This is a genomic window from Geobacillus sp. Y412MC52 (assembly GCF_000174795.2).
In the GTDB taxonomy this organism is placed as follows: Bacteria; Bacillota; Bacilli; order Bacillales; family Anoxybacillaceae; genus Geobacillus; species Geobacillus thermoleovorans.
Genome location: NC_014915.1, coordinates 1782668 through 1796345, shown reverse-complemented (window position 1 = coordinate 1796345; position 13678 = coordinate 1782668). Strand labels below are relative to the sequence as shown.

At 56.5% G+C, this 13678-nt stretch carries 15 protein-coding genes, 1 tRNA gene and 1 riboswitch; of the genes, 15 read left to right on the top strand and 1 reads right to left on the bottom strand.

What is annotated here, in order from left to right:
- Window positions 1-55 precede the first annotated feature (55 nt).
- Window positions 56-937 (bottom strand): glycerophosphodiester phosphodiesterase family protein, encoded by an 882-nt coding sequence (locus GYMC52_RS08955; protein WP_013523824.1) that lies wholly within the window; start codon window positions 935-937, stop codon window positions 56-58.
- Between the two features lie 180 nt (window positions 938-1117).
- On the opposite strand from GYMC52_RS08955, the gene GYMC52_RS08950 reads away from it, so the two are divergent.
- From GYMC52_RS08950 to cobM, 15 genes are all read left to right on the top strand, one after another.
- Window positions 1118-1185 (top strand) — tRNA-Gln (locus GYMC52_RS08950).
- Window positions 1186-1682: 497 nt separating this feature from the next.
- Window positions 1683-2168 (top strand): ribonuclease E activity regulator RraA, encoded by a 486-nt coding sequence (gene rraA / locus GYMC52_RS08945; RefSeq protein WP_013523823.1) that lies wholly within the window; start codon window positions 1683-1685, stop codon window positions 2166-2168.
- A 58-nt stretch (window positions 2169-2226) separates the two neighbouring features.
- Window positions 2227-2420: riboswitch (cobalamin riboswitch) on the top strand.
- Between the two features lie 181 nt (window positions 2421-2601).
- Window positions 2602-3000: a (2Fe-2S) ferredoxin domain-containing protein gene (locus tag GYMC52_RS08940; RefSeq protein ID WP_013523822.1), complete on the top strand. Its 399-nt coding sequence runs from the start codon at window positions 2602-2604 to the stop codon at window positions 2998-3000.
- Entirely contained in the window at window positions 3001-3744 is a 744-nt protein-coding gene (locus tag GYMC52_RS08935; protein WP_013523821.1) for an energy-coupling factor ABC transporter permease, read from the top strand. It abuts the gene before it with no gap.
- A gap of 4 nt (window positions 3745-3748) precedes the next feature.
- The gene (locus GYMC52_RS08930; protein WP_013523820.1) at window positions 3749-4042 is read left to right on the top strand and encodes an energy-coupling factor ABC transporter substrate-binding protein; all 294 of its coding nucleotides are present in this window, start codon (window positions 3749-3751) and stop codon (window positions 4040-4042) included.
- Window positions 4026-4754 carry an energy-coupling factor transporter transmembrane component T family protein gene (locus GYMC52_RS08925; protein WP_013523819.1) on the top strand — a complete coding sequence of 243 codons (729 nt, stop codon included), beginning with the start codon at window positions 4026-4028 and terminating at the stop codon, window positions 4752-4754. The genes GYMC52_RS08930 and GYMC52_RS08925 overlap by 17 nt, the downstream gene beginning before the upstream one ends.
- 7 nt (window positions 4755-4761) lie before the next feature.
- Window positions 4762-5550, top strand: coding sequence for an energy-coupling factor ABC transporter ATP-binding protein (locus tag GYMC52_RS08920; protein WP_013523818.1), 789 nt, complete (start codon window positions 4762-4764; stop codon window positions 5548-5550).
- Window positions 5551-5656: 106 nt separating this feature from the next.
- Window positions 5657-7444, top strand: coding sequence for a precorrin-3B C(17)-methyltransferase (cobJ, locus tag GYMC52_RS08915; RefSeq protein ID WP_230982755.1), 1788 nt, complete (start codon window positions 5657-5659; stop codon window positions 7442-7444).
- A gap of 39 nt (window positions 7445-7483) precedes the next feature.
- Window positions 7484-8311 (top strand): sirohydrochlorin chelatase, encoded by an 828-nt coding sequence (locus GYMC52_RS08910; RefSeq protein WP_013523816.1) that lies wholly within the window; start codon window positions 7484-7486, stop codon window positions 8309-8311.
- Window positions 8312-8326: 15 nt separating this feature from the next.
- A complete protein-coding gene (cobK, locus tag GYMC52_RS08905; protein WP_013523815.1) occupies window positions 8327-9103 on the top strand; it encodes a precorrin-6A reductase in 777 nt (258 codons plus the stop codon).
- Window positions 9104-9265: 162 nt separating this feature from the next.
- Window positions 9266-9913: a precorrin-8X methylmutase gene (locus GYMC52_RS08900; protein ID WP_013523814.1), complete on the top strand. Its 648-nt coding sequence runs from the start codon at window positions 9266-9268 to the stop codon at window positions 9911-9913.
- Window positions 9914-9919: 6 nt separating this feature from the next.
- On the top strand, window positions 9920-11038 hold the full coding sequence (locus GYMC52_RS08895) for a cobalt-precorrin-5B (C(1))-methyltransferase (RefSeq protein ID WP_013523813.1): 1119 nt from the start codon (window positions 9920-9922) through the stop codon (window positions 11036-11038).
- Window positions 11004-12209, top strand: a complete 1206-nt coding sequence (locus GYMC52_RS08890; protein WP_013523812.1) for a bifunctional cobalt-precorrin-7 (C(5))-methyltransferase/cobalt-precorrin-6B (C(15))-methyltransferase — start codon at window positions 11004-11006, stop codon at window positions 12207-12209. Before GYMC52_RS08895 ends, GYMC52_RS08890 begins: the two co-directional genes overlap by 35 nt.
- Window positions 12206-12907, top strand: a complete 702-nt coding sequence (gene cobI / locus GYMC52_RS08885) for a precorrin-2 C(20)-methyltransferase (RefSeq protein ID WP_013523811.1) — start codon at window positions 12206-12208, stop codon at window positions 12905-12907. Before GYMC52_RS08890 ends, cobI begins: the two co-directional genes overlap by 4 nt.
- Entirely contained in the window at window positions 12904-13677 is a 774-nt protein-coding gene (cobM, locus tag GYMC52_RS08880) for a precorrin-4 C(11)-methyltransferase (protein WP_013523810.1), read from the top strand. The genes cobI and cobM overlap by 4 nt, the downstream gene beginning before the upstream one ends.
- The last annotated feature ends 1 nt before the right edge of the window (window position 13678 follow it).

Genomic DNA, 13678 nt, shown 5'->3' with positions numbered 1-13678 from the left:
TAACCATAATAACATTATGTGAACAATAAGCTCCCCCTGGCTCCCTGAAGGCCGGTCAATGGCGGGGCAGACGACGGCAGGCGGCAATGCGGCCAGGGCGGTCTGGATAATCGGTGAACAGGCCGTCAACGCCCATGGCGCATAGGCGCTCCAGATCGTGCCGAGCGTTGGCGGTATAGACGTGGACCATGAGCCCGCGGCGATGGGCGGCGCGCACCCACTCTTCGGTGACGGCCGAAAGCGGCAAGCCGATGCCATCGGCATAGACGGCGATTTGTTGCAGCAGCTCGTCGCCGCCGCTGTGCGCTTCCTTTTCGCCGACCAATTGAATGAGCTGAATGCCGTGCGGGATGAGCGGCCGGAGCGCTTGCAAGCTTTCCGGGTGGAACGATTGAAACATGACGCGGCGCTGTTGCAGGAAACCGTGTTTTTTCAATAGATGGACGACCGCCTCTTCGATGCCGGGCTGTTTCGTTTCGATGTACAACGGGGCTTCCACACGCTCCGCTTTCAGCATCTGAATCACCTCATCAAGCGTCGGGATGCGCTGGCCGGCAAAGCGTGGATGAAACCACGAACCGGCATCCAGCCGCCTCAGTTCAGCGAACGAAAAATCATTTACCCGCCACGGAGCACGGCGCGGGTAGACCGTTTCGGCATTTGTCGTCCGGGCGAGCGTCGCATCATGCAGAGCAACGAGCTTCCCGTCTTTGGCTGCGCGCACATCGACTTCGATATAGTCCGCCTGCATGCGGGCGGCAAGGCGGTAGGATGAGAGCGTATGCTCCGGCGCGTATCCGGACGCGCCGCGGTGGGCGATGACGGCGGTTTTCGGCTGGCTGGATGGCTGCCAGGCAGCCGCGGCCGCTAAGACGATCGGCGACGATAACAAAAACAATGTGCAAAGATAGAAGCGAAAAACCGTGATCCGGCGCATATACATCTCTCCCCTTCCAGTATCATATCGGGAAAACAAGTGCGAGGGAAAAACGAGGTGATATAGTGGGGAAAGGATGCTTGTACCGATAGTTTCGCACATCAAGCAAAGGGATATTCAGTTTGATGCATAAAGTGCGTTATCATGCCGCATACTGTAAACGACAACAAAACGTTGGGCTATAGCCAAGCGGTAAGGCAACGGACTTTGACTCCGTGATGCGCTGGTTCGAATCCAGCTATATAGATGCAATTTAAAGCTTTAACATTTTTCGTTTTTACCGGTCATTTCATCCGACTGTCGAGTGACCGAACAACACCGCTTCCAGACCCATGAATGGGTCTGTGAAGCGAGTCGTTGTTCGGTCTTCCGTCACGCCTTAGCGTGACGGAGGCAAGCCTGTGGCTTGCCTTCGACAGTCAAAAATGGATGAGCCACTTTTCCGTCAAGGATATGTTAAACGATTTCGTTGCATCTATATAGCCCAGCTGAACGTCTGGTCAAACCGGAGGGGCTTTGGGCCGGTGAAAACGGTCTCCGCCATATATCGGCGCGGGGCCGTTTTTTATAGTTTCAATGCGAGCGGTGGAATACATCGAAGCGATTGACGGCCACACAATGGTTTGGTTCACATCGCCGCGTTCGTGTCAGTCGTTCGAATGAAAGATCGTCGACAAAAAACTGCTGAGGCAGAAGGATTTTGGCGAATGACGGCGAATGCAAAACATGAAAGGGGAGAGCGACAATGAAAACAGCCGATTTATGCGATCAATTTTTAGACGAGTTGCAAGTATGCGAGTTGCCGTTCCAATCGTACGGCGGAAAACGGATGTTTTCCGGGCCGATCGCGACGGTCGATGTGTTTGAAGACAACGTCCTTGTCCGTGAAGCGCTCGAGACGGTGCCGCCGGGTACGGTGCTCGTGGTTGATGGAAAAGGCTCGCGCCGCGTGGCGTTATTAGGCGACCGGTTGGCGCAAATCGCCTGCGAGAGGGGGCTTGCTGGCGTCATCATCCACGGCTGCATCCGCGATTCAGCGGAAATTGGCGCCATGCCGATTGGAGTGATGGCGATCGGCACATGCCCGGTGAAAAGCAAAAAAGAGGGAAAAGGCTCTCGCGACGTTGCGCTCGAGTTTGGCGGCGTCCGCTGGGAGCCAGGGGCGTACGTGTACGCCGATGCGGACGGCGTTGTCGTCGCCAACAAAGATTTGTCGGCAAAAAACGGTTGACGGCCGCCATCAAGTTGTACTACGATGAAAACGGATGCTTGTTCCATGACAAGATCAATAGGCGAGAAACAAACAAGGTGCCTAAGCCTGCTTAAGGGCTTGGGTGAAAAGGGAAGCCCGGTGAAAATCCGGCACGGTGCCCGCCACTGTGATGGGGAGCTTTGCGGCAACAAGTCACTGAAGGATGCTTCGGGAAGACGCCGCCAAGCGATGATCCTAAGTCAGGAGACCTGCCTTGTTTGGATCGGACGGATGCCTACGGGACTATAGGCAGACGTGCGGGAGAATGACGGCTTCAGGGGCCCTGTTTGGGCCGTTTACGCCTTTCGTATACATTTTTCTGCACCTCTGCTGTAGAGGTGCTTTTTCTTTTGTCGAAAAACCGTCCGTCTGCCGCATTTCATTCTACCATTCTAGCAAAAGGGGGGATTTGGTGGCGACGTGGGATTTGCGGGGAATGAAGCATCATGTGCTCATTTGCAACGGAGGGACGTGCCTTCGCCATGGAGGGGATGACGTGACAACCGCGGTGCGTGAGGAGATCGCCCGCCTTGGGCTTGACGACGCTGTCCATACAACAAGGACGCGCTGCAACGGACGCTGTCAAGATGCGTGTGTGATGATCGTCTACCCGGATGGCGTCTGGTACCGGTTGATGACACCGGAGAAGGCAAAAGAGGTCGTCCAACGCCATTTGCAAAACGGCGAGCCGCTTCGCGCGTGGGCGACGTATGAATACGAAGACGCGTTGGTGTTGACGCCAGACGGTGAACGAGAGGCGCCAAGCGGAAAACGAAAAACCGAACATGTCGAGAAAGGAGCGAGCGGATAAATGAAAAAGATCATCCGGTGGAGCAGCATCGTCGCTTTATTCGTCGCGTATTTTTGGATGACCAGTGAACAGGAAGCATATGCCATGCACATTATGGAAGGCTTTCTGCCAGTCAGATGGGCGCTCTTTTGGTGGCTGTTGTTTTTGCCGTTTTTCGTGCTTGGCTTGCGCCGGCTTGTCCGCACCTTGAAACAACATCCGGAACAAAAGCTTCTTATGGCGCTGGCTGGTGCGTTTACATTTGTGCTATCGGCGCTCAAAATCCCATCGGTCACCGGCAGCAGCTCTCATCCGACTGGGATCGGATTTGGCTCCGTTTTGTTTGGACCGTGGGTGATGGTGGTAATCGGCACGATTGTCCTTCTTTTTCAAGCGCTACTGCTCGCTCATGGAGGATTGACGACATTAGGAGCCAATGCCATGTCAATGGCGGTCGTTGGACCGTTTGTCGCTTATATCATTTATCGGTTGGGACGGAAAAGCTTGTTGTCCCAGCGAGTCTCGTTGTTTCTTGCTGCTTGCTTATCTGACTTGGTAACGTATGTCACGACCTCGCTGCAGCTTGCTTTGGCGTTTCCGGCGCCTGATGGCGGGGTGATGGCTTCGTTTGGGAAATTTGCTGGCATTTTTGCTATCACTCAAGTGCCGCTGGCGGTAACCGAGGGCATTTTAACGGTGATCGTCTGGAACTGGCTTGCTTCGTATCAAGCCTCTCCGTTGTTCCAAAAGGAAAAGGGGGCATGAGGACATGAAGAAAAATCGTTTGTTGTTATTGCTTGCCGCTTTGTCGATCGTAGTGCCGCTTTGGTGGGCGCGCGGGTCAGCGTTCGGCGGAACGGACGACCAAGCCGAAAAAGCCATTCAAGCGATCAACCCGCATTATCGTCCGTGGTTTGAATCGATTTTTACCCTGCCGGGCGGCGAAGTCGAAACGCTGTTGTTCTCGTTGCAAGCCGCGCTTGGCGCTGGCGTGATTGGCTATGTCGTTGGGTTGTACAAAGGGCGGTCGGAGCGGGAGAACAGCCATGATTCGCGAGTTTGATCGTTGGGCGTATGACAACCGGCTTCGCACATGGCGGGCGGAATGGAAATTACTGATGGCTCTCGCCATGCTTTTTGTCGTCATGATCGGCGGCTGGCGCGAGCAATGGCTCGTGCTTGGCGGGATGGCGTACTGGATTATCGGCCGTGCGGGGGTGCCGTTTTCCTTGTATGGAAAAGCGATGTTGGCCGCCTGCATCTTTTTAGGGCTTAGCCTGTTGACGTTGGTCGTGTCTGTGTCCTTTCCCTTTCAGTTCTCGATCGTTGACAGTCAGCTGCAACCAGCTGCTCAGCTGGCCATTCGTTCACTGGCCGCATGGTCTTGTCTGTTTTTTGTGCTCATTACGACCCCGGCGCCGGAGTTGTTTGCCGTGCTGCGGAGGATGCGTCTCCCGGCAGCGTTGGTTGAACTTTGTTTTCTCATGTATCGCTTCATCTTTTTATTGGAGCAGGCGGCGGCTGAGCTGATGTTGGCGTTGCGTGCCCGCAATGGGGGAACGCATTGGCGGCACGGGGGGATGCTCATGTATCAATTATGGATAAAAGCGTGGCAATCGTATGAAGCGTTCAGCCGTTCGCTTGCTGCCCGTGGGGGAATGACTTCGGTTGTGTATACACATCAACCGCTGAAAACGAATATGCACCTTGCCGACATCACAGCCGGCGTCGTGATGGTGATGCTGTTGCTCGGTTTGGAATGGTGGAAAGGATGAGAGAGATTTGCTGTTGCGGATGGAACAAGTGCGGTATGCATATGATTCGACACGCGATGTGCTCAATGGGGTTGATTGGGAGATTGTGGAGCGAAAAAAATGTGTGCTCATTGGGCCAAACGGATGCGGCAAAACGACGCTGTTTCTTCATTTGAATGGGCTATTGCGGGCGCAAGAAGGAACGGTGTATTGGAAAGGGCGCAACATGTATGAACGCGGCGCCGATTGGGCGCAATGGAGGCGTGAAGTCGGCATCGTCTTTCAAAATCCGGAGCATCAAATTCTTGCGCCGCTCGTGCGCGATGAATTGGCGATCAGCCTCGCCCATGCTGGAATGGATATGGACAAAATGGGAGAAGCGCTCGCCTCGATTGTAGAAGAATACAAGCTCCATTCCTGGTTGGACCGTCCGACCCACCAACTCAGCCTCGGGCAGAAAAAATGGCTGACGCTTTGCTGCGCCATGGCGACGAAGCCGGATTTGCTCGTGCTTGACGAGCCGACCGCCTACTTGGATCAGCACCAGACAAAGCAGTTTCTTGAGCAAATCGAGGCGATTCATCGAGCGGGGACGACCGTGTTAATTGCCACGCATGATATGGATTTTGTCTGGCAGTGGGCGGATGTCGTCGCCGTCATGCACGAAGGGCGCATCGTGATGCAAGGGGCGCCGGAGGACGTGTTCGCCGATCGCCAACGGCTTTTGGATGTTCGTTTGGATGTTCCGCTGTTTGTGCGGCTTTGGCAAGCGTGGCGGCCGGAGGAAAAGACCGTGCCCCGATGCCTTGCCCAATAAATGGGGAGGGATCCGCGCCGAAACCGTTGCAGAAGGTTTGGGGCTCTAGGGGATTAATTGGTGAAAAGTGAACTTTTTTCCTCAATCAGCAAAGGAGGGAATGATGATGAACGGCAAACTGCTCATTGTCGGCTTTGGCCCGGGAAGCGTCGACCATATGACGAAACGGGCTCGGGAAGCGATTGAAGAAAGCGACGTCATCATTGGCTACAAAACGTACATCGAACTTGTGCGCGATCTGATTGTCGGAAAGGAAATCATCAGCACTGGCATGACGGAAGAAGTGAGCCGCGCCCAAGCGGCGGTGAAATGGGCGGAGCGCGGCAAAACGGTCGCCGTCATTTCAAGCGGTGACGCCGGGTTGTACGGCATGGCCGGGCTCGTGTATGAAGTGCTGATCGAAAAAGGGTGGACGAAAGACAGCTCGATTGAAGTCGAAGTCATCCCCGGCATTTCCGCGATCCATTCGTGCGCCGCGCTGCTTGGCGCACCGATTATGCACGATGCGTGTACGATCAGCTTGAGCGACCATTTGACGCCGTGGGAGCTGATTGAAAAGCGGATTGACGCCGCCGCCGCGGCCGATTTTGTCATCGCGCTTTACAACCCGAAAAGCGGACGGCGCACTAGACAGATTGTGGAAGCACAGCGCATCCTGCTCCGCCATCGGTCTCCGGAAACCCCGGTCGGTCTGGTAAAAAGCGCGTACCGCGAGCGGCAGCATATCGTTCTCACCGACTTGGCGCATATGCTTGACCATGAGATCGGCATGTTGACGACGGTGATTATCGGCAACTCAACGACATTCGTCCATGACGGCGTGATGATCACGCCGCGAGGCTACCAGCGCAAGTATCAACTAGCAGCCGCCGTCCAGCCGCTTAAACCGCATGAACGGCTGCGCAAAGAAGCGGAGCCGTGGGCGCTTGACCAGACGAAACCGCTGGAAGATGAGGACGAAGGAAGCACGGGGGCATCAGGGACGTCCGAAGCGGCTGTCCTCGCCGGGGACAACCAGAAGGATCGTGCTTTCACCGCCTTGGCCACCGCGGTTCGACCGTCGTCTGTTGCCGCGGCCACGAAGGAGGCCGAGCCAACGCCGCCGGCTGCCGTTTTGCCGACGCTTGCCGCGCCGCTGGCAAAAACAGCGGAACGGCAGCCGACCGCCGCGCCAAAACGGGTGAAAGAAACAGCTGAAGACGCGCTGGCCGCTTTAGAGAGACGGAAAACAAGAAAGACGGCGGCCGTGTTGTTGGAAGCGGCGGTGAGCCCGGGCGTGGCCAATAAACAGTTCACCCCGGAACAGCTCATCGTGCTTGCGGAAGTGGTAGGGATGGATGGAAAAATGACCTACACACCGGATCATTATATGAAAATCGAACGGTTGACAGAGGACCCAGATGGGCTTGTGGCGCGTCTCGTTGACGCCGGGCTGATCGTGATGCCGGTCGGTGATGTGCTGACGGTGAAGGCATGTGATTTTTGCGATGGGGAGAAAAAAGACGCTATTCCATATGCAGAGGAATTGGCGCGGCGATTTGGGGGCATGGCGCTGCCAAAAAAGTTGAAGCTTGGCATCAACGGCTGCGGGATGGCGTGCTACGGCGCGGTGCGCGAAGACATTGGGCTTGTGTACCGGAAAGGGAAGTTTGACTTGTTTTTGGGCGGGAAAACGGTCGGCCGCAACGCCCATCCCGGCCGGCTCGTAGCGGAAGGCATTCCGCCGGAAGAGATTGTGGCGGTTGTGGCGGACATCATCGCGCAGTACAAAGAACACGCTCATCCGAACGAACGGTTTCATAAATTTTTTGCCCGCGTGAAACAAATCGGCCGTTTTTCGCATGAAGAAGCCAAGACGGCGGCGATGATCGAAACGCCGGCATGCGGCGAGTAACCGTCAGATTGAGCGACACGAAAGAGAGGGAGAACGAACATGAGATCCATTTTGTTTGTCGGCCATGGCAGCCGCGACCCGGAAGGGAACGAGCAAGTGCGGCAGTTTGTCGACCGCCTGCGGCCGCGTTTGCGCGATTCGTTTCATATTGAAACAAGTTTTTTAGAATTTGGCCGTCCGTCGATCAGCGAAGGAATCGAACGCTGCGCCGAAGCCGGGGCAATGGAAGTGGCGGTCATTCCGCTTATTTTATTGCCGGCCGGGCATTCGAAGCTGCATATCCCGGCGGAAATCGATGAGGCCAAAGCGCGCTATCCGCATATGGTGTTCCGCTACGGCCGCCCCATCGGCGTCCATGAGCAGACATTTGCTATTTTGCGCGAACGATTGCAAGAAATCGGCGAGCGGCCGGAGCAGCCCGACGACGGAACAGCGGTCATTTTGCTTGGCCGTGGCGGGAGCGATCCGGATGCGAACAGCGACTTGTATAAAATCGCCCGTCTCTTTTGGGAACAGACCGGCTATGCGCTCATCGAGCCGGCGTTTATGGGCGTGACGACGCCGTCGCTTGATGACGCTGTCCGCCGCTGTCTCATGCTCGGAGCTAGGAGGATCGTTGTTCTTCCGTATTTTTTATTCACCGGCATCCTGATTAAGCGGCTTGAGCAGCAAGTGGCGCAATACCAAGCTGAGCACTCGCATATCTCGTTTGCGCTTGCCGGCTATTTTGGATTTCATCCGAAGCTTGAGGAGATCGTGCTTGACCGCCTCAACGAGGTGCTCGGCCAAACGGTGGCGATGAATTGCGACATCTGTCAATATCGGCTGCACGCCGCCCATCATCACCATCATCATCACCATCATTGAAGGAGGAAGCGTCCGATGATTTTATTGTTAGCTGGAACAAGCGATGCCCGCGAATTGGCGGTGATGATCCAACAAGCCGGCTATAACGTAACCGCGACGGTCGTCACCGATCACGCGGCCGAACAGCTCCGATCGGCCGGCATTCGCGCCTATGTCGGCCGCTTGGATGCGTCCCAGCTTGCCGATCTGGCCAAAGCCGAGGGGGCCAAAGCGATTGTGGACGCGAGCCATCCATTTGCTGAAGAGGCGTCAAAAAACGCCATGCAAGCGGCAGCAGACGCCGGGTTGCCCTACATTCGCTACGAGCGGCAGGCGTCTTCGTTTTCATCCGAGAAGGTGACATTTGTCGACAGCTATGAAGAAGCGGCTGACTTGGCGGCGGAAAAAGGCGGCGTCGTGATGCTGACGACCGGCAGCAAAACGATCGACATTTTCGCCGCCAAGCTGCTCGGGCGCCCGGACGTCAAGGTGATTGCGCGGATGCTGCCGCGGAAAGACAATCTCGACAAATGCGAGCGGCTTGGGTTTTCCCAAGAGCAGATCGTCATGATGCAAGGGCCGTTTACGAAAGAGCTCGATCGGGCGCTATACCGCCATTTCGGCGTCACGGTCGTCGTCACGAAAGAAAGCGGCAAGGTCGGGTTTGTCGATGAGAAAATCGCTGCCGCCGAGGAGCTCGGCATCGATGTCATCGTCATCCGCCGCCCACGGTTGTCATACGGCATCGTGCATCACGATTTTGCCGGCGTGCTCGATGCGTTGAAGCAACATGCGCCACTTCCAACCGTGTAAAACGTGTTTTCAGAAAAAACAGCAAAACGTTTTTCGCGCCAATGGCGTCCCATGCGTCTGAGCTTGTTGCCTTCATGCGGGAAGCGAAGCGCACGGATGGAAGGAATGGGCTTCTAGCGGCCGCTCATGCAAGCGATCAAAGGAAGAAAGGAGAGAATTGGAATGGACTTCCATACAACATTTCGTCCGGCGACGGTGCAGCCGGAACAAATTGAAGCGCGCAGCTTTCAAATCATTGATGAGGAAATTGGGGAACATTCATTTACGGAAGAACAATATCGAATTGTTCAGCGCGTCATCCATGCATCGGCTGATTTTGAGCTGGGCAAAAGCCTCATTTTCCACCCGGATGCGATCCGCTCAGGCATTGACGCCATTCGCAGCGGCAAGCTCGTCGTCGTCGATGTGCAAATGGTGCAAGCCGGCGTCAATCAAGCGCGGCTTGCGAAGTTCGGCAGCGCGGTGCGGGTCTATATTTCTGATGAAGACGTGATCGCTGAAGCGAAACGGTTGAATACGACGAGGGCGATTGTGGCGATGCGCAAAGCGGTGAAAGAAGCGGAAGGCGGCATTTTTGCCATCGGCAACGCTCCGACAGCGTTATTGGAGCTCATTCGCCTCATCAAAGAAGGAGAGGCGCGGCCGGGATTGGTGATCGGCTTGCCGGTCGGATTCGTCTCGGCGGCGGAATCGAAAGAAGAATTGGCGAAGCTCGATGTGCCGTTCATCACCAACCGCGGCCGCAAAGGAGGAAGCACCGTGACTGTCGCCGCCTTGAATGCTTTATCGCTGCTCGCCGAGCGAGCGTGACGAACGATGGAAACGAAAAAAACGCTGCGTGAAGGGTATACGACCGGATCGTGCGCGACAGCGGCCACGAAAGCCGCGCTCACGGCGCTCATCACTGGACAAGTGCAGGCGGAGGCGACGATCCGGCTTCCGATCGGGCGGGTGGTGACATTTTCGCTCGCCTCTTGTTCGTTCGATGGCGAAACGGCGACGGCCTCGGTCGTGAAGGATGGCGGCGATGACCCAGATGCGACGCACGGCGCGCTCATCGTTTCCACTGTCTCGTGGGCCTCGTCGCCGGGCGTTCATATCGACGGCGGTGAAGGGGTCGGACGCGTCACGAAACCGGGGCTGCCGGTGCCGGTCGGGGAAGCGGCGATCAATCCAGTGCCGCGGCAAATGATCCGCGAAGCAGTCAACGAAGTGCTGGCGCAATACGGTCTACATCGCGGGGTGAAGGTCGTCATTTCTGTGCCCGGCGGCGAGGAAATCGCCAAAAAAACGTTGAACCCGAGACTAGGCATCATTGGCGGCATTTCGATTTTGGGGACGCGCGGTATCGTCGTTCCGTTCTCCACCGCCGCCTACCGGGCGAGCATCGTGCAGGCGCTTCAAGTGGCGAAAGCGAACGGCTGCCGCCATGTTGTCATCACGACCGGGGGGCGGAGCGAGAAATACGCCATGCAAGAATATCCGCATTTGCCGGAAGAAGCGTTTATCGAAATGGGCGATTTTGTCGGCTTTACGCTGAAACAATGCAAACGGCTTGGCATCAAGATGGTGTCGATGGTCGGGATGATGGGGAAATTTTCGAAAGTCGCTCAAGGAGTGATGATGGTGCACTCGAAAAGCGCCCCGGTCGACTTTGGCTTTTTGGCTGCCATCGCCGAGCAGGCAGGTGCTTGTCCAGAACTGGTGGCTGCGGTGCGCGGCGCGAATACGGCGGCGCAAGTGGGCGACATGATGCAAGAGGCTGGTTGCACGAAGTTTTTCGAGCTGTTGTGCGAAGCGTGCTGCCAGGCGGCGCTTCACGAAGTGGGAGGCGGTCTGACGGTGGCGACGTCCATTTACACAATGAACGGACAACGATTAGGAAAGGCGGTGCAGACCGATGGGGACGATGAAGTTGATCGGTGTCGGTGCTGATGGGCAAGCAAGTCTTCCGGAGCTGTATCGACGCTGGATTGATGAAAGCGAGCTGCTTGTCGGCGGCGAACGGCAGCTGGCGATGTTTCCTGAATACAAAGGAGAAACGATGGTCATCCGCCGCGGACTGGCGGAGCTGGTGGAGCGGCTCCGCCATGAGACGCGCAACACGGTCGTGCTTGCTTCCGGCGATCCGCTCTTTTACGGCATCGGCAGCTATTTGGCCGGCAAATTGCCGATCGACGTGTATCCCGCCGTCAGCTCGGTGCAATGGGCGTTTGCGAAAATGGGCGAGTCCTGGCAAGACGCGGCGTTTGTCAGCGTCCATGGCCGGCCGCTCACCGGCTTGGCTCAGCGGATCGACGGGCGGCGCAAAGTCGCCATCTTAACCGATGAGACGAACTCGCCGGCCGCCATCGCCCGCTATTTGCTCGAGTACGGCATGACGGAATATGAGGCGTTTGTCGGCGAGGAGCTCGGCGGGCCGAACGAGCGATGCCGGTTTTTCAAGCTAGAAGAAATGGCAGAAACCGAGTTTCTTCCATTAAATATAGTCATTTTGCGGCAAACCGCTCCCGGTCCGGTTTGGCCGCTCGGCATTGACGATGATGAATTTTTCCAACGCAAGCCGGACAAAGGGCTGATTACAAAGAAAGAAATTCGCGTCTTAAGCGTAAGCGCCTTGCGCTTGCGCCCGGACAGCGTCGTCTGGGACATTGGGACGTGCACCGGTTCGGTCGCGATTGAAGCGGCGAAAATCGCCCGCGACGGGGCGGTGTTTGCGATTGAAAAAAATGAATGCGACCTTGAGATTTGCCGGCAAAACTTGCGCAAATTCCGCGTTGACATCACGCTTGTGCACGGCAGGGCGCCCGATCGTCTCGATGAGTTTGCCGACCCGGATGCCATCTTTATCGGCGGCACGTCAGGCGCGATGTCGCCGTTGTTGGACGTCTGTGCGAAACGGCTGAAGAAAAATGGACGCATCGTGATCAACGCGGCAACGGTTGAGACGCTTGCTGAAGCGGGCCGCGAGCTCGGCGAACGCGGGTTTCATGTGGACATCACGCTCGCGCAAGTGTCGCGAAGCAAGCCCATTTTAGAGTTGACGCGCTTTGAGGCGCTCAATCCGGTGTATATCATGACAGCCAAGCGGGAGGGAGACGAATGACCGGCACGTTGTACGGCATCGGTGTTGGCCCGGGCGATCCGGAGCTCATGACGGTGAAAGCATACCGCCGCCTAAAAGAAGCGGATGTCATCGCCTATCCAAAAAAAGGGCGGCAAAGCAAAAGCTATGCGGAACAAATTATTGATGCGTATTTTGCGCCAGAGGAAAAACGGCGGCTCGGCCTGCATTTTCCGATGACAAAAGACCGAGCCGTGCTTGAGCCGAAGTGGAACGAGGCGGCGGACGCCATTTGGGCGGAGCTGTCGGCCGGGCGCGATGTCGCGTTTGTGACCGAAGGCGATCCGCTGTTGTACAGCACGTTCATTCATTTGATGCACGTGATGGAGAACCGCTATCCGGAAGCGCCGATTGAAGTCGTCCCCGGCGTCAGTTCGGCCAACGCTGCTGCCGCTAGGCTCCGTCTGCCGCTGGCGGATGGTGATGAAACTGTGGCGATCGTGCCCGCCCGCGACGATGTTGAGGCGATGAAAGCAGTGCTTCTTCGTCACGATTGCGTTGTCTTTTTTAAAGTGGCGAAAGTGATCGATTTGCTGGTTCGTCTGTTGCGGGAACTCGATTTGCTTCATCGCGCCGCTGTTGTGACGAAAGTGACGTCCGGCGAGGAAGTCGTGTGGAAGGTCGAGGAGCTCGACGGAGCGGAGCTCGAATATTTGACATTGATGGTGGTGAGAAAGTGAAGCTGTATATCGTAGGAGCGGGGCCGGGAGCGCCGGATTTGATCACGGTTCGCGGCGCCGAGCTTCTCGCTGCTGCCGACGCCATTTTTTACACAGACTCGCTAGTGAGCGCGGAATTGATCGAGCGCTACCGGAAGCCGGATGCTGACGTTTTCCATACTGCCGGCATGCATTTAGAAGAAATGGTCGCGGCAATGGCGGAGCAAGTGAAACAAGGACGGCTTGTCGTGCGCGTCCATACCGGTGATCCATCGATTTACGGGGCGACGCTTGAGCAAATCGCCTTGTTGAAAGAAGAAGGAATTGAAGTGGAAATCGTCCCCGGCGTCAGTTCGGCGTTTGCCGCCGCGGCCGCCGTGCAGGCGGAGCTCACCGTTCCGGAATTGACGCAGACGGTCATTTTCACCCGCGCCGAGGGGCGGACGCCGATGCCGCCGCTTGAGAAATTGCAGGAGCTGGCGCAGCATCATTGCACGCTCGTTCTTTTTTTAAGCGCGACGCTTGCCAAAAAAGTAAGCGCGGCGCTCCTTGAAGCGGGCTGGAGCGGTGATACGCCTGTCGCGATCGTCTATAAGGCGACATGGCCGGATGAAGTCGTGATTCGTTCCACCGTTGCCACAATGGCTGACGATATGCGGCGCCATGGTGTGACGAAACACGCGATCATGTTGGCCGGTTGGGCGCTCGATCCCCATATTCATGAGCGCGGCTACCGTTCGAAGCTGTACGACCGCACGTTTACGCACGGATATCGAAAGGGGGAGAAGTAAG